Source organism: Prolixibacter sp. NT017, from assembly GCF_009617875.1.
Classification (GTDB): domain Bacteria; phylum Bacteroidota; class Bacteroidia; order Bacteroidales; family Prolixibacteraceae; genus Prolixibacter.
Window position 1 is genome coordinate 1,347,376 of the sequence record NZ_BLAV01000001.1, and the last position, 20,312, is coordinate 1,367,687.

Here is a 20,312-nt window from a genome sequence, read left to right on the forward strand (position 1 = left end):
CATGAAAAAATTACTCGTCTTAAGTACAGTAGTGTTGTTTGTTACAACATTGCTATTTAATTCATGTGCGGAGAAAAAAGAAACGACTCCGGCAAAAAAATCACTTGCCTGGCTTCACACCGATGAACACAACTTTGTGGACGATGCCGGTAACAAAGTATTTCTTCGCGGAGTCGGCCTTGGAAACTGGATGCTTCCGGAAGGCTATATGTGGAAATTTGGCAAGAATGGTGACCGGCCCCGGAAAATTGAGCAGCTGGTTAGCGACATGATAGGACCGGATCAGGCAGCCAAATTCTGGAAAAGCTTCCATCAAAATTACATCGCGGAAGCGGATATCAAACGAATTGCAGCGTTAGGATTTAATTCGGTTCGGCCGGCACTTAATTCCAGGCTTTTTCTTACCGGAGGCGATAACCCGGAATTCGTAGACGAAGGTTTTCAGTTGCTGGACTCGCTGGTAAGCTGGTGCGGAAAATACGGATTGTATGTCATTATCGATATGCATGGTGCACCGGGTGGACAAACCGGGGCAAACATCGATGACAGTGCCAATAATGAGCCGGAGCTTTTCATGGATAAAAAGAATCAGGATTGGCTGGTTAAACTGTGGGTGAAGATAGCTGAACGATACAAGAATAATCCAACGGTTGCCGCTTACGATTTACTGAATGAGCCATTGCCGGAAAATACCGGCGCAGCCGATAAGTATAAAGACCAGTTGGTGCCTTTGTACAAGCGGGTGACGAAAGCTATCCGGGAAGTCGATCCGAAACATATGATTGTTGTCGAAGGATATAACTGGGCCAATAACTGGTCGGAGTTCACCGAAAAGTTTGATAGCAACATGTTTTTCCAGTTTCATTATTACTGTTGGAGTCGTCCTGACCATTTGAATAGTATTCAGCAATTTCTCGATAAACGTAAAGAGCTGAATGCTCCTGTTTGGGTAGGAGAGACCGGCGAACAGGGTAAAGCGATTTACTGGGCCACCACACAGTATTTTGAAGCGAACAACATTGGCTGGTCCTTCTGGCCCTGGAAAAAGATGGATACTGAAAATACGCCTTATTCCATCAATAAGCCCGAAAACTGGGACCTGATTTCTGCTTTTTCAAAAGGAGAAGAGAAACCATCGAAAGAAGTTGCACAAAAAGCGCTTGACGAACTGCTACAAAATATCAAACTGGCGAACTGCGTCTATTTCCCCGATGTGGTGAATTCACTTTTCCGCAGGATTCCTGTTAAGATAGAGGCTGAAAATTACGGCCCGGATGGATATAATGTTTCCTATTTCGTGAAGGACACCACCCAAAAATCGAAATATTACCGCACCAATGAACCGGTTCCGGTTGAGGTGATGAATTTTGACAAGAAGCAACGCGTTTCACAACAGTATATTAGCCTGACAGAAGGGGAGTGGACAGCTTATACTGTAAAAAGTGCCACAGAAGGTAATCATCTGGTCAGCGTCCGTGTGGAAGCAGAGCAATTGCCTGCATCATTTGCCATCACATTGAACGGTGTGAAGAAGGAGGTCGATGTGAAGCAAGCCGACTGGAATGAGATTGATTTGGGGGGATTATTCTTCCAAAAAGGAGAAAACCAGATACGGTTAAAAGTAATGAAAGGGACAATAGGTTTTGATTGGGTGGATGTGAAATAAGATTTGTACTTGCAATTTGTAAGGAAAGGGATTTGCTTGTTCGGGCAAGTCTCTTTTTTGTGGTTTGGGTTTCAGGTATTTTCAATATTTATTTCGCTTGGTATGATACTATCCTGTATTGTTTGTGTTTTGTAAATGAAATCATGCACAATGGATAAAGAGTCAGTGTGTGTTTATTTTCAATTTTTAATTTAATAATCATATGTTTTTTCTGGATAGTAATGTTTTATGTGTTTGGCATGTGTCTGTTTAAAAGGGATTTGTGTGCGGTTTAATTTTTTGGGTAATATCATTTCTATAAGTTCATCATAAGTAGGTATAGTTTCGCCTGTCAAAATCATCATATCTTGGGATTGTTGCAGCTAGTTTGATGGGATAGCTTTGTGTCGTATAATCTAATCTAAAAAATCAAATATAATACGATGAAAAAATTGCTATCTATATTGCTCTTTGTAACTGTGTTTCATATTGCAGGTGCTCAGACCGGTACCATTACCGGAAGTATTGTTGTTCCTGATGAGAATAATGGGGCAATTGTGAATATTGGATTGAAAGGAACTGTCAAAGGAGCTGTTACTGATTTAAGTGGACATTATATCATTCGCAATATTGCTCCGGGAACCTATACATTGCAAGCGACACATATTGGATTGAAAAAGAAGGAAGTGAATGTGAAGGTTGCCTCCGGACAAGTAACCCGTGTTCCTGAAATAAGGCTGCAGAAAAGCAACAAGGAAATAGGAGAAGTGGTAGTAACCGGAAATTATTATTCTGATTATGTTACCGATGTGCCCTCTGCTGCGCTACGGATTGAAACTCCGTTACTGGAAGCTTCTCAAAATATTCAGGTGATAACCCGGGATGTGCTTGAAGATCAGCAGTCGATTGATATGTTGGAGAGTGTTACCAGAAATACCAGTGGAGCGCAAATGATTGAGCACTGGGGAAACTTTGCCCGTATTAATATGCGAGGTTTTAAATTGCCGGCATTTCGAAACGGTATGAATGTTGACTTGCCTTGGGGACCGTTGACAGAAGATATGTCAATTGTCGATAGGATTGAGTTCGTGAAGGGACCGGCAGGTTTTATGCTCTCATCCGGTGAACCTGGTGGATTCTATAATGTGGTGACCAAGAAGCCGAGAAAAAACAAAAAAAATGAAGTCTCGATGATGGTCGGCTCATTCAATACGCTTCGGGCAACAGCCGATCTAGGGGGAGAATTAAGTAAAGATGGACGTCTGCTTTACCGATTGAATTTGATGGGAATGGAGAAAAATTCGCATCGAGATTATGACTACAATAATCGTTTTACCGTGGCTCCATCGTTAAGCTATCAGTTCGATGCTCGAACAAAGCTAACAGCTGAATACATTCTCCAGTATTCTCAGATGATCGTTGGCGGAGCTTATGTGTTTTCGCCGGATGGCATGGGAACCTTACCGCGAAATTTCACTTTGGCCGAACCCAATCTTGATCCGACGAATATTTGGGAGCAAAACCTCTTTCTTAATTTTCAGCGAAAGCTGAATCAAAACTGGAAACTTACTGCTCAACTGGGCTATTTGCATTACAAGCAAATTGGTAGCTCGCTATGGCCCGATTCGGTAACAGAGGCTGGATTAATTTACCGGGGACTCAGTAGTTGGGATGCGTTGAGTACAGCCAAGCTTGGTCAGGTCTATTTGAATGGAGACCTGAAAACGGGCAAAATCGCTCATCACATTCTTGTTGGCCTTGATATGGGAAACAAAGAGTATTTTGCCGACTGGTTTCAACATGGTGCACTTGGGAATACACCGCTGGATATTCACAACCCTGTTCATTATGTACCTACTTCTCAAATTCCGGTCTTCGATAGAAGTCAGAGCATACGGAAGCGTGCTTACAATGGAAGTTATCCCGGCTCCCAATTGGTTCGCTATTCTGCTTTGTACGGTCAGGATGAAGTTCGATTCTTTAGCGATAAATTGCGCTTGACACTTGCAGGGCGTTTTACAACGTACCATACGTCAGTTTACGGCGCAGGCACCGATGACCGGGTGTTTACTCCCCGCGCCGGAGTTAGCTATTCGATCGATAAAAACACGTCGGTGTATGGCCTGTTTGATCAGGCTTTTATACCGGAAGCCGGAACCGATAAAAACGGTAAGGCATTCAAACCGGTCAGAGGAAATGATTGGGAAGCGGGAGTAAAACGGGAGTGGGGTGCCGGACGCTGGAAGTCTTCTTTGACATTCTATAAGATAACGAAAGAAAACGTGTTGACTACCGATCCTTCTGATATCAATTACCAGATTCAATTGGGAGAGGCCCAATCAAAAGGAGTTGAGTTTGATTTGCAAGGAGAAATTCTGACAGGACTGAACGTCATTCTGAACTACGCTAATACCGACCTAAAAGTGACGAAGGATAGCGATCCTTCGGTGGTGGGTACTCGGCTGGCAGGCCATGCGAAGCATATGACCAACGGTTGGTTGAAATATCAGTTTAAAAACTCAGGACTGAAAGGATTGGGCCTATCGCTGGGGTACCAGTATCAGATCGATCGTTCATCCTGGAATTGGGGCGCTGATAACGAGTCGATTTTACCTGATTATTTCCGACTTGATGGAGCGGTATCATGGAAGAATGATGCCTTCACAGTCGCATTGAACGTTAATAATCTGCTCGATAAGTATCTCTATTCCGGAAGTGGCTATGCAAATTTCTATTATTGGCAAACCGAGCCTGGAATTAATTACCGCTTAAGTGTGAGGTACCGCTTTTAATTGCTCGGATTGTTTTAAGTAAATACCAACTCTTCCCTGTTTCGACAGGGGAGAGCTTTGATTTTTTCAGCTAAGTCGGATATGAGTTTTTAAGAAGTGGAAAAATGATGTTTAGGAATATCTTGTCAAAAATACATCTGTGGTTAGGTCTGGCTTCCGGGCTTGTTGTATTTGTTATTTCTGTTACCGGTGCAATCTACGTATTTCGCACCGAGATAACAGAATGGCAGAGGCATAACGCTATTTATGCGGAACATAAAGCAGGGAATGTGCTTCCGATTAGCGAGCTGTTGGAGAAAGCTCAGAAAGATTTTGGACCGGAAAGAAAGATCAGCTGGGTGAATGTTTATAACAATCCTGATAAGAGCTGGGTTTTTTTCAGTTATCAAAGCAATCCTGAGGCTCTCACTTATTTTGGGATTTTGAAGCATTACGATGCAATGTATGTAGATCCTTATAGTGGTGAAGAAAAGGCTGTTTACAATGAAAAATACGATTTCTTCAATATTGTGAAATGGCTGCATTGGAGCTTGTTGCTCCGGACACCTGTTGGACAGCCGATTGTGGGGTGGAGTACTCTTATCTTCGTTATTTTGCTCATCAGTGGCCTTATTCTCTGGTGGCCCAAAAATTGGCGTCGGACCAAGAATATTTTTCGTATAAAATGGATAAAAACGACAAGTGCTTATAAAAGACTTTATGACTTGCATAACGTTTTAGGGTTTTACAGCCTGATTTTAGCCTTGATTATTGCGTTAACCGGGATGATTTGGTCCTTCAAATGGTTTCAGGCTTTGGTGTATATGCTCGTTGCCGGCACGACTGCAACCCCGGACTTGAGTGTGATGAAATCAACGCCAGACAGTCGGGCGAAGGTTCATGCCATTGATACCGCTCTTGCTAAAACAAGAGAAAAGTATCCGGATGCTGCTGTTTTTCGAATGGTTCCTGCAGCTGATAGTCTGGGAGTAATTCAGGTATTTGTTCAGGAAGAAAAAGGAAAATATTATAAAACCGATGAATTGCAGTTTGATCAGTATTCTGGGAAGGTTCTGAAGGAAAGAAAACACGCCGATAAAAATGCTGGTGAAAAACTAATTACCGCTAATTACGATATTCATGTGGGAGCTATTGGTGGAATCGCGGGTAAGATTATCGCGTTTATTATCAGTCTGATTTCGGCATCTCTTCCGGTTACGGGATTTTTTATGTGGTTAAAGCGGAATAGAAACCGCCGGAAATCACTTTTCTAATTCGGATATTGACATGTTGAAGAAGTTATATAAAAGTTTGCTTAGAACGAAAGAGGAGCGAAGAGCAGCAGGTGTAGTTGTTCTTTATGGCGGAAAATCAGGAAATTCAGTCTTTGTTGCAAAAGAGTTAGGAAAACAATTGAAAAAGAATGGTATCGATGCTTCTGTTAAGAATTTACTTAACTATAGGGCAGTGAATCTGGCAAAAGAGACCCTGGTTCTAATCGTTATCAGTACATACGGCGAAGGAGAGCCGCCACCAGTTGCTGAACGTTTTTATAAAGAGCTTCATGCTGGTTCGTTTGCTCTGAGTCATTTGCAATATTCGGTCTGTGCTTTGGGAGATTCAAGCTATGAGTTTTTCTGCCAGGCAGGGAAGGATCTGGATAAACGATTCCGGGAATTAGGTGCTCGAGCAATTTTCAGACAAGTCGATTGCGATATAGATTTCAGAGAAAATGCAGTTTTATGGATAACCGGCGTTTTACATCAGCTGAAAAACGATGTTAAGACCAGTGTTGTTGAAATGAAGGAAAATATGCCGGCATTTTATGAGGGAATTATTAAGAATAGATACCGCTTAAATAAAGGAGGCGAAAATGGCGTCTATCATCTTGTTTTAGAAGTTAACTCAAGTCGAACGAAATATCAACCGGGAGATACGATTGGCATTATCCCTGAGAATTCCGATGATTTGGTGAAGGAGCTTTTAAGCCATCTCGAATCTAAATGGGATTATGTAATTCTGTGGGACGGAAAGCCCTATTTGGCCGGAGAACTTTTTCGGCGAAAGCTCGAAATTAACCGGTTAAGTGAATCGGTTATTCAAGAATACCAGCTAGTTGTTGATGATGAGATGTTGTCAAAACTCCTGTCTTCCAGGGAAAAACTTCTTCAATACATAAATAAATCTGATTTGTTGGATCTTCTGGTCGATTATCCGGCGAAAATTAGATTGGAGGAAATTGTGTCGCTGTTGCAACCCCTTCGTACCCGTTATTATTCCATCGCTTCGAGTTTTAAAAATACACCGGGTGAATTGCATTTGACAATAAAGCAGGTTGAATCGATACGAAATAGCAGAATCCGTCGGGGAGCTTGTTCTTCTCTTCTTACTCAATGTCTGGAAATTGGTTCTTCGTTGCGGTTTCGATTGGTGCGAAATGAAGAATTTCGACTACCCAAGCTGTCGGGGGTGCCTGTAATTATGATTGCTGCAGGTGCCGGGATCGCGCCATTTCGTGCTTTTTTACAAGAACGATCACTCCGGAATGATTATGATAACTGGTTGATTTTCGGAGAGAAAAGAGTGAGTCGGGATTTTTTATATGAGGATGAATTGAAAAAGTGGAAGAAACAGGGTGTTTTAAATCGTCTTGATCTGGCCTTCTCACGTGATGGGAATCGCAGGGTTTATGTTCAGAATAGAATTGAAGAGTTGCAGGAAACGTTTGTCGATTGGCTAAGAAGAGGAGCCTGTATATATGTTTGTGGTTCGTTACAAATGGGGATGGAAGTCCGGCGTACCATTCGAAGTATCTGCGAAAAAAATACTAAGAAACTTGGGTTTGAATTGACACCAGATCGATATATGGAAGATTTGTATTGAATCTGATGTTTTGGTTAAAAAAAGGAACTCTGTTAATGCGTAACAGAATTCCTTCTAAACATCAAGTATGAACTAGCGTCTATTTAAAAAAAAGATCAAAATTCAGTTTGATATCGTCCTTGGCGGGCATTCCCAAAAGGCTCGGTGGGTCGATTTTGTAATCGGTCATCTTTACGTCAAACTTTCCGGTTACTTCTATCTCTCCGTTGCTGTCGGTTTTCTCCACAATAGGGACGGTAATGGAATGAGAGATACCGTGAAATGTTAGCTTTCCGGTAACGGTTTCCTGTCCTTGCTGGTCTTTTTGAAAGGAAGTACTGGCGAAAGTAACATCCGGAAATTTAATAGCATCAGTTGCCTCCATCATATGAGAATCGCGGTTGGCATTGTGACTGTCGAAAGTCGAAACCTTGATGGCAATGGCCGTTTGCTTTATTTCCTTGGTTTTGTTGTCTACAACAATGACCCCCTTTACACTTTTGCTGGTCCCTTCCCAGTCGTGCAACGGGTGCGACATGGCATACCGTACATACGATTTTTGGGTTTCGGACATCATCTTTGAGGTTGACTGTGCAAAACCTACGGTTGCTGTAATGGCAACCACCATCATTGATAAAATAATTTTCTTCATGGGTTAAAATTTAATGACAATCATAGCAGCAGCTAAGGAACCAAAAGCGGTTAGGGCAGCAGCCCGATGGTAAGGTTTTAGGTTGGGATGGCTTTCAAGTTGTGTGGCGAGAATGTTTGTGGCAACCATACTGGTAAAGTGCACGATGGCCAGAATTTTGTGAACTTTGATACTACTGTATCCTTTTCGTTCGTCCAGCATTTTAGGAGGTGCAAAAAGTGCCAGTGCAGCCGTCGAGAAATAGGCAATATCGACTCCTGCGGCCAATCCCTCATGCAATCCCTTTATCTTGTAGTCGCCGTTGTACAATTTATACCCGACGACTCCCTGGGCAGCCATTCCCGCCAGGGAAATAAAGCCCAATGCCTGGTGCCACTTTAACATAGTCCGTCGGATCTTCAGTTCTTTCTCACGCTCTTCCGGAGAGAGCTGAAATGCTTTGAAGTTCCTCATCAGCCCCTTTTGTCCCCAGAGAAGTTTCTGGGTAAACGGATACTTTTTCGGCAAAAGCTGAACGTGTTCCTGCTGAGGTGTCATGATCGAATTGAGCAGATCGTTTTGAACCTTGGTCGTGTCGCTCTGCACATTTGTGGTATCGGTCTGTGCCGACAAGTGCCCTGCGGACAGCAAAAGTGTGACGATAAAAAGAATTCTTCTGATTCTCATACTTCCCTTATTATTAATTGAGATTAGTCTAAATTAAAACTTATTTCATTTTGCCTGTCGGGGGAAGCGGAATCTTAAGTGAATTTTAAGAATCATATGAAGGGTTTATGTGCTGATAATTAATGCAAAAGAAAAGGCAGAAAACCCGCTGATGACGAATCTTCTGCCTTGATTATTTTGCCAGATATGTTCGGTTTTTAAACCTCTTCGATGTTGTATCCGGCTTTTTGTACCAACTCTTTTACTACTTCCGGATTGTTTTCTTTCAGTTCCACTGTCAGAATTTTTTCCGGGTTACTAATGTCCACTTCCCATTTCTCGATAGCATCTGAGCCATTTAGGGAAGGAGTTACTGCTGCGATACAACCGTTGCAGTTAATGTTTGTCTTGTATTTTACGGTGAAATTCATGATTACTTGAGTTTTATGTTATTGATTAAATAATTAAAGTGATTTCCATTTTAATCGAAGACTGTTCGACACTACCGAAACCGAACTGAACGCCATGGCCGCTGCGGCAATCATCGGGTTCAGCAGGAATCCGTTGAAAGCATACAATACGCCGGCAGCAATTGGTATTCCAATGACATTGTAAATAAATGCCCAGAACAGGTTCTGTTTGACAGTTGCCACGGTTTGTTTCGACAGTTTCAATGCTTTGGGAATGCTGTTTAAATCGGAGGTGGTCAAGGTCATCTTGGCCACGTCAATAGCAATGTCAGAGCCTTTTCCCATGGCAATGCTAATATCAGCCTGAGCCAAAGCCTGCGAGTCGTTGATTCCGTCGCCTACCATAGCGACTGTTTTGCCTTGTTGCTGCAGTTCTTTCACAAAATCGGCCTTGTCGCCGGGCAGAATGCCTGCCTTGAAATGTTTCAGACCAACTTGCTTTGATACGGATTCAGCGGTTTGCTCATTGTCTCCCGTCAGCATGTAAACATCGATACCTTCGTTCTGCAAATGCGCGATGGCTGCTTTCGATGTCTCTTTAATCTGGTCGGCGATAGCAATAACAGCCAGTACTTTTTCCGCGTTGGCGAAGAAAATGACTGTTTGCGCATCCTGTTGCATTTTTCCGGCTTTCGCCTGAATATCTTTCGGAATTTTTATCTCATTTTCTTCCAGCAACCGATGGTTTCCAACAAAGTAGTGTTCTTCCGAGAAAGCGGCCTTTACACCTTGTCCCGTAATACTTTCAAACTGATCCGGCTGCGTTCCTTTAACTTCTTTACTCTTGAAATATTCTTCAACGGAACTGGCCAGTGGGTGCTCCGATTGTTTCTCCATTCCAAACAGCAGCGGAGTCAGTTGCTCTTGATTTGCATTCTCAGTCCAGATGATATCGGCAACCACCGGTTTTCCTTCCGTGATGGTCCCCGTCTTATCAAGAATCACAGCATTTACTTTATGCGCTGTTTCGAGGCTTTCTGCATCTTTTATGAGAATGTTATTTTCGGCGCCTTTGCCAATTCCTACCATAATAGCGGTTGGTGTGGCCAGTCCCAACGCACAGGGACAAGCAATAACCAGTACCGTGATGGCTGCCAGCAATGCGTGGGTAAACGCCTGGTCGCCGCCAAAAATCATCCAGACGATGAATGTTAGGACTGATATTCCCATAACGACCGGAACGAAAATACCGGCAATTTTATCGACCAGTTTTTGAACCGGGGCTTTACTTCCCTGGGCTTCCTGCACCATTTTAATAATGTGTGCCAGCAGTGTCTCTCCGCCTACTTTCTCGGCTTTGAATCGGAAACTTCCTTTTTGGTTGATGGTTCCGGCAAATACCTCTTTATTTTCTGTTTTTTCTACCGGAATAGGTTCTCCGCTGATCATACTTTCGTCGACAAAGGAATTGCCAAAGGTTACTTTTCCGTCTACCGGGATTTTCTCGCCGGGTTTAACCAACAAAATATCACCAATGGCTACATCTTTAATCGGTACGGTGGTTTCTGTTCCGTCCTCAGCAATCCTTACAACCGTTTTAGGCTGCAGGCCTATTAGCTTCTTAATGGCTGATGATGTATTTGATTTGGCCCGGTCTTCCAATAGTTTGCCAAGTAGAATAAAGGCAATAATGGCTGCGGCTGCTTCGTAGTAAACATGTGCCTCGAAACCTTTGCTGGTCCAGAATTCGGGATATAACGTATTGAACAGACTGAACAGGAATGCGATGCCCGTACTTACAGCGACCAGCGTGTCCATATTGGCCACCCGGTGTTTCATCTGTTTCCAGGCGTTTATGTAGAATCGTTTCCCGAAGATGAGTACAACCGGAAGTGTCAGTGCCAGTTCAATCCATTTGGCGTACGGCAAATCAGTCAAAAACATCGCGATAGCTACAATCGGGATGGAAAACAGAACCGCTCCCAATGTATGTTTTTTCAGCTGGTCGTATTCTTTTCGTTGTATTTCTTCTACCGTTTCTCCGGCGGTTTCCTTGTCCTCCACGATGAGGTCGTAACCTACTGCCTGAATGGCTGCCTTCATCGCGGAAGGTTGTATCACCTGTTCGTCCCATTTTACCAAGACGCTGGCATTCGCAAAATTCACTTTGGCATCTATCACACCATCTGTTGCATTCAGGATGGTTTCGACGCTCAGTGAACAGGACGCACAGCTCATCCCGGTAACGGGAAAGGTTTGCGTTATGTAATTTGAAGCTGACATAGCATAAAGTTTTATTTATGCTACAAAGCTAGTGCACGCGGGCCTTTTGGATGTTACAGGATTTTTGAAAAGAGTTATACAATTTACAGTTTGTCGAGCGGGGTACGCTGTCTGGCGTCTTTCAGTTTTTTAAAATGGCTTGGGGTTAAACCGGTGATTTTTTTGAATTGTCCACTCAGATGGGCTACGCTACTGTATCCCATTTGGTAGGCTATCTCACTTAGTGTGAGTTCGTCATATACCAGCAGCTCTTTTACCTTTTCGATTTTTTGCTCAATGTAGTAATGCTCAATCGTTGTTCCCTCTATGGATGAAAAGAGGTTGCTAAGGTAGTGGTAATCGTAATTGAGATGGTTGCGGATATAATCGGACAGCCTAATTTGAATAGGCTCGTCGTTCCGGTGAACCAACTCGATGATGAGCGTTTTTATTTTCTCTACTAATGTGCTGTTCTTGTCGTCGAGCAGTTCGAAACCGAGGGGTTCGATGTTGGTTTTTATCTGCTTCATTTGGTCGGCGGTGAGCTCTGTTTCACCAAAATCCACTTCGCCTAATTCTACTGAAATGGGCTCCAGTTTCAGATCGTTGAGCTGGTTTTTAATGGCCAGCTTACAACGATCGCAAACCATATTTTTGATGTATATCTTCACTTTTATCGTTTTTCCACAGAGCTTCTATTTCGGCTTTCGCCGGAAATTATCACTCCAGGTAAGTGTAACCATACAGTCCGGAGCGATAGTTGGACAGAAATTCTTTTCCTTCTTCCGCTGATATCTTTCCGGTTTTCACCGATGAAGTTACCCAGGTTTCTACCGTTCGAACGAGCTTCTTCGGGTTGTACTGCACGTAGTCGAGAACCTCGGCTACCGTTTCCCCATCGATGATCTGGTCGATACTGTATTCCTTGTCATCAACCGACACGTGAACCGCGTTGGTATCGCCGAACAGGTTGTGCAGATCGCCGAGAATTTCCTGGTAAGCACCTACGAGGAAAACTCCAATGTAGTACGACTCTTTTGCTTTGAGAGAATGAACGGGTAGATAATAAGAAAAGTTTCGGGTCGAAATGAAATTGTTAATCTTTCCGTCCGAATCACAAGTGATATCCTGTAGTGTTGCCGAACGGTCCGGTTTTTCGTCAAGGCGTTGGATCGGAATGATTGGGAAAATCTGGTCGATAGCCCAGGAATCAGGTAACGACTGGAACAGCGAGAAATTACAGAAATATTTGTCGGACAATAATTTCGGTAGGTTTAACAATTCTTCCGGAACATGCTTCAGTTTGCTGGCCATTTGATGCACCTCGCGGGCAACGGACCAGAACAGCCGTTCAATCTGCGCACGGGTTTTCAAATCGACTAATCCTAGACTAAAACGGTCGAGCGCTTCTTCCCGTATTTGCTGTGCATCGTGCCAGGTTTCCAGCATTCGCGGCTGGTTTAGCATATCCCATGATTCGTATAGCTCTTTCACCAGATCGTGCGCATCTTCGGGCAAATCTTCCTCTTCATCCCAACTTGGCAATGTTGCCGATTCGAGCACTTCGAAGATAAGTACCGAATGGTGGGCCGCTAGTGAACGTCCCGATTCGGTGATAATATTGGGATGTGGAATATCGTGTTCGTTGGCTGCGTCGACCATCGATGAAGTGGCATCATTCACATACTCCTGTATGCTGTAGTTGACACTGCTTTCACTGTTTGCCGAGCGGGTTCCGTCGTAATCGACGCCCAGCCCGCCGCCAATGTCTACGAATTCAACCGGAAAGCCATTGAGATGAAGATGTACGTAGAATTGCGCCGCTTCCCGTAAGGCAATTTTAATGCGGCGAATTTTATTTACCTGGCTGCCAATATGGAAGTGAACCAGCTTCAGGCAATCCTGCATTTTGTGCTTTTCCAGGAAATCCATGGCTACCAGCAATTCGCTGGATGTTAGTCCGAATTTACTGACGTCGCCGCCCGAATCTTCCCACTTGCCGCTACCTGAGCTGGCCAGTTTGATGCGGATACCGATATTCGGTCGAATCTTCAGACGGTTGGCAATGCGCGCAATCAGTTTCAGCTCGTTCAGCTTTTCTACCACCAGGAAAATGCGACGGCCCATTTTTTGCGCCAGCAAAGCCAGCTCAATATAATCCTCGTCTTTGTAACCGTTGCAAATAATAAGTGAGTCGTTATCGGTGTTCACGCCAATGACAGCATGTAATTCCGGTTTGGAACCGGCTTCCAGACCTATGTTGAATTTTTTGCCGTGACTGACAATTTCCTGAACAACGGGGCGCATCTGGTTGACCTTGATGGGATAGACCGTAAAATTCTGCGCTTTGTATTCGTACTCTTCGGCTGCGATTTTAAAGCAGCTTTCCATCTTCTCGATCCGGCTATCGAGGATATCGGGAAAACGTATCAGCATCGGAGCCGAAACATCACGCAATTGAAGTTCATCGACCAACTCCTTTAAGTCTACCTGAACACCGTCTTTTTTCGGTGTTACTACAACATGTCCCTTCTCGTTAATTGAAAAATAATTTATTCCCCAGCCTGTGATGTTGTATAGTTCGGCAGAATCTTCAACGCGCCATTTTCTCATTTTTTCGACTTCTTACTTTTGTTCGTTATTCGTTTTATTATTGTCAGTTTTGCCTTTTGAAAGGCGAGTTATTTTTTACGTTTTCGGGCTAAAATTAGGAAAAAATTGTTGGTTTGTTTTCAGGTATAACAAATGCAAAGCCCATATTTTTCAATAAATATGTTAAAACTTACGGTTGTTCGTTGTATTTTGTTGAAGATTAACGGATATGGTATCCCTGGGCATTGCGTTCAGCCATCATGAATAACTTGTATTGTTCTTCATTTAGTGGATAATCCCAACAACCCATCCGGTGGTACAAATCGCCGCCGAATCCCGTCTTAAATCGATATAGACCATGCATGGGATGTGATGGCTCCGGAGTAGGAGCTACACCAAACATGTCATATTCTGTGCAGCCTTTCTGCCGTGCAATTTTAATGGCCTCCCATTGTAATGCATAAGTAGCCATCATGTTCCGGTGGTGAGAAGATGAAGCGCCGTACAGATAGGTGGCTCTTTTTCCGGTGATGACCAGAAACATACCTGCCAACGGAACACCGTCTGATTCGGCCAAGAGCATATGCACATCTGCGGGCGAATTGGTATTCGCTGCCTGCGTTTCGAGCACGGTACGGAAATAGCTGATATCATCGAGAACAATGCCGTTGCGGATAGCAGTTTGCCGGTACAAATCGTACCAGACCGGGAGATTGTCGAAGCTGACCTCTTTTACTTCCACACCTTTGCGTTTCGATAGGCGAATGTTGTAGCGGGTTTTGGGCTTCATTCGCTGAAGCAAAGTATCCTGATTGTGGTTCAGGTCCAGAAAAATGGTATGGGAGGGAAGCAAATCCGACGGAGCTTTGCGCAGGTTCCAGTTGTGGGTGTTGAAGTTAACGCGCATTTCCTGGTAGTGTGGTTCCGGCGGTCCCAGCCAGTCATCCCGGTCGTTGAACCGGTTTTCGTCGTCGGCCCATGGCGATTCCCAAATCAAATCGTAGCGGATAAGAATGGTGTTCGATGGCAAAAACCGGCGGATGCTTTCGGATAGCTCTTCAAGGTACAATCCGCGAATATCTTCATCCGGGTTCACGAGCGGACCATAAGGAATGTAAGCAACCTGGTGGTCTGCACCTACTTGTTGCATAACTACCAGCAAGTCGTCGGTTACGTGCTTTAGCTGGTTCGAAGGAGAATTATCAACGCTGAGTTCCGACTGTGGGATTTTGATATCGAAGGCGCGGGTTTCGTAGCCCAGGTTTTCTTTCACTTTGGCCCAGAAGGCCGTTTGCTGCGGTACAGCTGCAGGTTTGATTTGCTCCGTGTATTTCGGTTCAATGTCAATGTGCATTCCGCTTTTTGCCGCAAAGAAAAGGCAATTTTAAGACAATGAAAAATTATCGATAATTACCTGTTTGTTAAACGTTTTTAAACGGAATGTTGCCTGGGGTAAGTAGGCACTATAAGCTAATGTTTTGTCGTTTAATTAGTCTTTCAACGCAAATTCCACAGCTGCTTTAGCATGTATTTTTAGTGTGTCGAAAAGCTCCAGACTGGTATCTTCCTGGTGGATCAGCAACGGGATTTCGGTACAACCGAGAATCATTCCTTCGGCACCTTTTTCAGCCAGCGCGTTCATGATTTCAAGAAGGCGGTTTTTCGAGGTATCGCTGAATATTTCTTTTTCCAGTTCGTGCCAGATAACATGGTCGATGAATTCGCGTTCTTCTTTTTCAGGAATCAGTACTTCGATTCCATGTTCAGCCAGGCGCTTCTTGTAGAAATTTTTCTCCATTGTCCGCATGGTGCCCAACAATCCAACTTTCCGAAAACCTTTCGCTTGGATGGCTTCGCCCGTTGCATCGGCAATGTGGAGCAGGGGAACCGGAAGTTCAGCTTTCAGTTTTTCTGCGTGCATGTGCAGCGTATTAGCTCCCAGCATCACGAAGTCAGCGCCAGCGTCAATCAGCTTCAATAAGTTGTTCTTGATGTAATTATAAACTTCCTGCGGTCCTTTATCCCTGAGCTCGTTTAATTCGGCAAAATTGACTGAGTGCATAAAAATGCGTGCAGAACTCAAGCCGCCAAGTCGTTCGTTCATTCCCTGATTCAGGTAACGGTAATATTCTAATGTGGAAACCCAACCGGTTCCGCCAAAAAGTCCAATTGTTTTCACTTTCGCTGGTTTTAGATTTTAGGCGTGTTAAGTTAGTGAAGAATGATAACTCTTAATGGCTAAATTGGAATTTTTGAGAAAAAGGATTTGGGAAAGAAGGCGTATTTTTATCTCAGGAACTAGTTTTTTCAGCCGTGGGTGCTGTAATTATTTCTTGTTGGATTATACTGATGAAATGAACTAAAAACCTTAGTTTCAAAGGAATTTACAGACCGGAAGTCTAACCTGAAACCGATGTTTCTGAGTGGAAATCAATGTTTGATTCCCAGAGTGAAATTCCGTATTTTAACGCAAAATGAAATAGAATGAAGCTAATAACCATACTACTACTGATATTTATTTTTCCATTGATGGCCTGTGCCCAGGAAGATTTTGAGGCCAAACGAATGGAAATGGTGAAGAAGCAAATCATTGCGCGTGGTATCAATGACGGACCAACTATCCGCGCGATGCGCAAAGTTCCTCGCCAGGATTTTGTTCCCGACGCTTACCGCGATCAGGCGTATAAAGATTCTCCGCTTTCCATCGGTTACGGACAAACTATCTCGCAGCCTTACATTGTGGCTTTGATGACTGAAAAAACAAAACCTTCGAAAGGGAAGAAAGCTCTGGAAATTGGAACAGGGTCCGGTTATCAGGCGGCGGTGCTCGCCGAAATTGTCGATTCAGTTTATACGATCGAACTAATTCCCGGCTTAGCCCGGCACGCAGCCAAAGTGCTGGCCGAGCATCACTACGACAATGTTGTCCCGAAACAGGGTGATGGCTATCGTGGCTGGCCGGAGCATGCGCCTTTTGATATTATTTTGGTTACAGCAGCCGGCGACCATGTGCCTCGTCCGCTGATTGACCAGTTGGCAGAAAATGGGCGCTTGATTATGCCGGTTGGCCAGCCTGGAAGTTTTCAGCAACTGGTGCTGCTCATTAAGCGAAACGGTCGAATCAAGAGGAAAAACCTCGCGACGGTTCAGTTTGTTCCGCTGCAGCGGGAATAAAAAATATTGTTAAAAGCAAAAAAGCCGGAGCTGTTTCAACTCCGGCTTTCGTTTTATGAGGTGTCCTGAATTATCTTTTTACATCAACCAATGCACCATCAATGATTTGGTCGACAACTTCCTCATCGAGCAGCGTGGTGATATCGCCGAGATTAGAGGCATCGCCTTCCGCAATTTTCCGTAAGATTCTCCGCATAATCTTACCGGAACGGGTTTTGGGTAAGCCCGGAACCAACTGGATAATGTCGGGTTTGGCAATGGGACCAATAATTTTGGTCACCCCTTTCATAATCGAATTGCGGATACCATCTTCTCCTCCGGTCGACAGTTCACCACAAACAACAAAGGCGTAAATTCCCTGCCCTTTAATAGCATGTGGATAACCAACTACGGCCGATTCGTTTACCAGCGGGTGCTCGTTGATGGCATTTTCAATTTCAGCGGTTCCAAGGCGGTGACCGGATACGTTGATCACATCATCGACACGACCGAGAATACGGTAATATCCATCTTCATCTCGTTTGACACCATCGCCGGTAAAATACATATTCTCGAAACGGGAGAAATAGGTTTCCTTCATTCGCTTGTGGTCGCCCCAGATGGTACGAAGCATTCCCGGCCACGGGTATTTGATACAAAGGTTTCCTTCCACACTGTTACCAACCAGCTCATTTCCCTGGTTGTCAACAACAACAGGCTGAACTCCCGGCATCGGCATTGTGGCGAACGAAGGCTTCGTTGGCGTTACGCCTGCAATCGGGCTAATCATGATACCACCGGTTTCGGTTTGCCACCAGGTATCAACAATGGGGCAGCGGTTTTTCCCAATGTGGTCATGGTACCAGTGCCAGGCCTCTTCGTTAATGGGTTCACCTACCGTTCCCAAAACCTTCAATGACTCGAGTCGTTTACCCTCGATGAACTCTGGTCCTTTAGCAAGCAATGCACGAATAGCAGTAGGCGCAGTGTAAAACTGGTTCACCTTGTATTTGGCTACAATGTCCCAGAAACGGCCGGCATCGGGCCAGGAAGGAACTCCTTCGAACATGAGTGTTTGTGCACCATTCAGCAGCGGTCCGTAAACGATGTACGAGTGCCCGGTAATCCAGCCAATATCTGCCGTACAGAAATAAACATCGCCCGGATCGTACTGGAAAACATTTTTAAAAGTATAGGCCGAATAAACCATATATCCACCGGTCGTGTGGACAATTCCTTTGGGTTTTCCGGTTGAACCGGACGTATATAAGATGAAAAGTTCATCTTCTGCATCCATTTCTTCCGGCTCACAGTGTGCCGGTTCGCCATGAATAACATCGTGCCACCAGATATCGCGTCCCTCTTTCATGTTAACCGATGAACCGGTTCGTTTGAAGACAACTGTGTTTTTTATCGTTGGGCAATGCTTCAGTGCGTCGTCTGCAATGTCTTTCAACGGGGTCACTTTGGAACCACGGTATCCGCCATCAGCTGTCAATAATACGGTAGCTCCGGCGTCATTAATCCGGTCAGCCAGTGATTGTGCCGAGAAACCGGCGAAAACAACTGAGTGGATTGCACCAATGCGGGCACAAGCCAGCATTCCAACTGCCAGTTCCGGAACCATGGGCATGTAAAGCGCTACCCGGTCCCCCTTGCGTACACCGAGTCGCTTTAAGGCATTGGCAAACATGTTGACTTCCGCCAGCAATTCTTTGTAGGTCAGTACACGGTTTTCTTCTTTCGGGTCATTGGGTTCCCAGATGATAGCGGGTAAATTGGCGTGGGTATACAGGTTCTTTTCGAAGATGTTTTCTGTGATGTTGAGCTTTCCATTGATGAACCATTTGATTTCGGGCTTCTTGAAATCCCATTCAACTGTTTTATTCCAACGTTTTCTCCAGAAAAACGATTCAGCGACCTGATTCCAGAATGCTTCGGGGTTGGCTATTCCTTTTTGACATTCGTGAATGTAACCTCCTAAGGAATGAATTTTTGGTACCATGCGATCTTATTTTAATAGTGTTTGGATTTCAGAAAATGCCTTAATTTATATTGAATAAAAATAAGAATCAAGTATTGAGGTCACATAGTATCATTCTACATGAGCTTGAAATTATGAAAAATAAACTAAAAATGGGAAAAAATGCGGAATGAGTGGGTGCAATGGTCTGATTATGGCTGTTGGTTGTAAATATTGTAATTTAAACAGAGAAGGTAATTTTTATCCTATTTTAATCTAAATAAAAATAAAATGTGCTTCTCTGGTCAAAATAGTGTTTGTTGCGTTTCTGAATCCTGGCCAGTTTGTGCTGCTTCCCGACCAATCATGGCTTGTTTGCGAACCGGGTTCCAGCGGTAGCCCCCTGTTCCACCCATGCCTTTGATGACCCGGTGGCAGGGGATGAGGTAGCCAACAGGATTTTTCCCAATGGCGGTTCCAACAGCTCTTTGGGCCGATGGAGCATCGAGATGGTCGGCAATAACTCCATAGCTGGTCAGTGTTCCTTCAGGTATTTGCAGCAAAGCCTGCCACACTTTTAATTGGAATGGTGTTCCTTTTAGCCGCAAAGCAATGGGGCCGTTCGATTCTTCCTGAAATAGAAAAGCGCTTACCTGCCTGTGAATCGGCTGTTCTTCTTCAATAAGTCGGGCTGCCGGCCATTCCTGTTTTAGTAATGTAATTGGATTTTCGTCATCAATAAAAAAGAGGTTGCAGACGCCTCGGTCGGTTGAAGCCACGACAAATTTCCCGTAAGGAGAAGATTGAACACTAAAATAAATGGTGAGTTTTTCACCTCCGTTCTTGTATTCTCCGGGTGTCATGCCTTCTAGTTTTATAAAAAGGTCATGCAAGCGACCAGTTCCTGAAAGGCCTGTTTGGTGAGCCGTATCAAACAGTGAACGGTTTTCCTTCAGGCAGCGTTTAGCGTAGTTGAGTGTGAGATACTGCAGAAATTTTTTAGGACTGATTCCGGCCCATTCGGTGAATAACCGTTGAAAATGATAAGGACTTATGTTGGCACTGGCAGCAATGTCGTCTAGCGTCGGCTGCCGGTTGGCATGGTCGCGGATGTAGCTAAGTGCCCGGGCAATGATTTCATACGTATCCATGAGGGTAAAGTAAAAGCGAATGTCTTTTAGAAACAACCCGAAAATTGCTTTTCTGTTAACCCGCTTTTCTGACGACGACTCGGTCTAACTTTAACTTTGTGTCATATTATGATGGCTGGCGGCAATCAGTCGCATTTCCCGGGAGGAAATTTCATGGTGGTTTTCTATCTTTGCGGTTCGAAAAACGGAATTGACAAATTACCCGG

Annotated in this window: 15 protein-coding genes; 5 read left to right on the top strand and 10 right to left on the bottom strand. The window is 44.2% G+C overall.

The genetic code is table 11. From position 1 onward, the window contains the following. The first annotated feature begins 1 nt into the window (after position 1). From GJU87_RS05495 to GJU87_RS05510, 4 genes are all read left to right on the top strand, one after another. Positions 2-1,666, top strand: a complete 1,665-nt coding sequence (locus GJU87_RS05495; protein ID WP_153638597.1) for a cellulase family glycosylhydrolase — start codon at positions 2-4, stop codon at positions 1,664-1,666. Positions 1,667-2,088: 422 nt separating this feature from the next. After that, on the top strand, positions 2,089-4,437 hold the full coding sequence (locus GJU87_RS05500; protein ID WP_153638598.1) for a TonB-dependent receptor: 2,349 nt from the start codon (positions 2,089-2,091) through the stop codon (positions 4,435-4,437). Positions 4,438-4,541: 104 nt separating this feature from the next. After that, positions 4,542-5,690: a PepSY domain-containing protein gene (locus tag GJU87_RS05505; RefSeq protein WP_228491868.1), complete on the top strand. Its 1,149-nt coding sequence runs from the start codon at positions 4,542-4,544 to the stop codon at positions 5,688-5,690. Between the two features lie 13 nt (positions 5,691-5,703). Then, positions 5,704-7,299, top strand: a complete 1,596-nt coding sequence (locus GJU87_RS05510) for a sulfite reductase flavoprotein subunit alpha (RefSeq protein WP_153638599.1) — start codon at positions 5,704-5,706, stop codon at positions 7,297-7,299. Between the two features lie 79 nt (positions 7,300-7,378). Here GJU87_RS05510 and GJU87_RS05515 read toward each other — a convergent pair whose 3' ends face one another. The 8 genes from GJU87_RS05515 to GJU87_RS05550 all read right to left on the bottom strand — a co-directional run bounded on the left by GJU87_RS05515 (position 7,379) and on the right by GJU87_RS05550 (position 16,018). Next, positions 7,379-7,930 carry a YceI family protein gene (locus GJU87_RS05515; RefSeq protein ID WP_153638600.1) on the bottom strand — a complete coding sequence of 184 codons (552 nt, stop codon included), beginning with the start codon at positions 7,928-7,930 and terminating at the stop codon, positions 7,379-7,381. Between the two features lie 3 nt (positions 7,931-7,933). Then, positions 7,934-8,596 (bottom strand): hypothetical protein, encoded by a 663-nt coding sequence (locus GJU87_RS05520; RefSeq protein ID WP_153638601.1) that lies wholly within the window; start codon positions 8,594-8,596, stop codon positions 7,934-7,936. 197 nt (positions 8,597-8,793) lie between these two features. Beyond that, complete coding sequence (locus GJU87_RS05525; RefSeq protein WP_153638602.1) at positions 8,794-9,006, bottom strand: heavy-metal-associated domain-containing protein; 213 nt, start codon at positions 9,004-9,006, stop codon at positions 8,794-8,796. A gap of 33 nt (positions 9,007-9,039) precedes the next feature. Next, a complete protein-coding gene (locus GJU87_RS05530) occupies positions 9,040-11,268 on the bottom strand; it encodes a cation-translocating P-type ATPase (RefSeq protein WP_153638603.1) in 2,229 nt (742 codons plus the stop codon). Between the two features lie 83 nt (positions 11,269-11,351). Then, complete coding sequence (locus GJU87_RS05535) at positions 11,352-11,918, bottom strand: AraC family transcriptional regulator (RefSeq protein WP_153638604.1); 567 nt, start codon at positions 11,916-11,918, stop codon at positions 11,352-11,354. A 49-nt stretch (positions 11,919-11,967) separates the two neighbouring features. Continuing rightward, positions 11,968-13,860 carry a biosynthetic arginine decarboxylase gene (gene speA, locus GJU87_RS05540; protein WP_153638605.1) on the bottom strand — a complete coding sequence of 631 codons (1,893 nt, stop codon included), beginning with the start codon at positions 13,858-13,860 and terminating at the stop codon, positions 11,968-11,970. 199 nt (positions 13,861-14,059) lie between these two features. After that, positions 14,060-15,193 carry a peptidoglycan bridge formation glycyltransferase FemA/FemB family protein gene (locus GJU87_RS05545; protein ID WP_153638606.1) on the bottom strand — a complete coding sequence of 378 codons (1,134 nt, stop codon included), beginning with the start codon at positions 15,191-15,193 and terminating at the stop codon, positions 14,060-14,062. Positions 15,194-15,328: 135 nt separating this feature from the next. Then, positions 15,329-16,018: an aspartate/glutamate racemase family protein gene (locus tag GJU87_RS05550; RefSeq protein WP_153638607.1), complete on the bottom strand. Its 690-nt coding sequence runs from the start codon at positions 16,016-16,018 to the stop codon at positions 15,329-15,331. Positions 16,019-16,323: 305 nt separating this feature from the next. Between GJU87_RS05550 and GJU87_RS05555 the strand changes: the two genes are divergently transcribed. After that, positions 16,324-17,013, top strand: a complete 690-nt coding sequence (locus GJU87_RS05555) for a protein-L-isoaspartate(D-aspartate) O-methyltransferase (RefSeq protein ID WP_153638608.1) — start codon at positions 16,324-16,326, stop codon at positions 17,011-17,013. Between the two features lie 70 nt (positions 17,014-17,083). Here the strand turns inward: GJU87_RS05555 and acs are convergent, their stop codons facing one another. Both acs and GJU87_RS05565 read right to left on the bottom strand, forming a co-directional pair. Beyond that, entirely contained in the window at positions 17,084-18,997 is a 1,914-nt protein-coding gene (acs, locus tag GJU87_RS05560; protein ID WP_153638609.1) for an acetate--CoA ligase, read from the bottom strand. 263 nt (positions 18,998-19,260) lie between these two features. After that, the gene (locus GJU87_RS05565) at positions 19,261-20,106 is read right to left on the bottom strand and encodes a bifunctional transcriptional activator/DNA repair enzyme AdaA (protein WP_153638610.1); all 846 of its coding nucleotides are present in this window, start codon (positions 20,104-20,106) and stop codon (positions 19,261-19,263) included. Positions 20,107-20,312: the final 206 nt, after the last annotated feature.

Coding starts and splice junctions, on each gene's coding strand:
- GJU87_RS05565 (WP_153638610.1), bottom strand. CDS start 20,106: ATGGATACGTATGAAATCATTGCCCGGGCACTTAGCTACATCCGCGAC.
- GJU87_RS05525 (WP_153638602.1), bottom strand. CDS start 9,006: ATGAATTTCACCGTAAAATACAAGACAAACATTAACTGCAACGGTTGT.
- GJU87_RS05555 (WP_153638608.1), top strand. CDS start 16,324: ATGAAGCTAATAACCATACTACTACTGATATTTATTTTTCCATTGATG.
- GJU87_RS05510 (WP_153638599.1), top strand. CDS start 5,704: ATGTTGAAGAAGTTATATAAAAGTTTGCTTAGAACGAAAGAGGAGCGA.
- acs (WP_153638609.1), bottom strand. CDS start 18,997: ATGGTACCAAAAATTCATTCCTTAGGAGGTTACATTCACGAATGTCAA.
- GJU87_RS05495 (WP_153638597.1), top strand. CDS start 2: ATGAAAAAATTACTCGTCTTAAGTACAGTAGTGTTGTTTGTTACAACA.
- GJU87_RS05520 (WP_153638601.1), bottom strand. CDS start 8,596: ATGAGAATCAGAAGAATTCTTTTTATCGTCACACTTTTGCTGTCCGCA.
- speA (WP_153638605.1), bottom strand. CDS start 13,860: ATGAGAAAATGGCGCGTTGAAGATTCTGCCGAACTATACAACATCACA.
- GJU87_RS05530 (WP_153638603.1), bottom strand. CDS start 11,268: ATGTCAGCTTCAAATTACATAACGCAAACCTTTCCCGTTACCGGGATG.
- GJU87_RS05515 (WP_153638600.1), bottom strand. CDS start 7,930: ATGAAGAAAATTATTTTATCAATGATGGTGGTTGCCATTACAGCAACC.
- GJU87_RS05545 (WP_153638606.1), bottom strand. CDS start 15,193: ATGCACATTGACATTGAACCGAAATACACGGAGCAAATCAAACCTGCA.
- GJU87_RS05505 (WP_228491868.1), top strand. CDS start 4,542: ATGATGTTTAGGAATATCTTGTCAAAAATACATCTGTGGTTAGGTCTG.
- GJU87_RS05500 (WP_153638598.1), top strand. CDS start 2,089: ATGAAAAAATTGCTATCTATATTGCTCTTTGTAACTGTGTTTCATATT.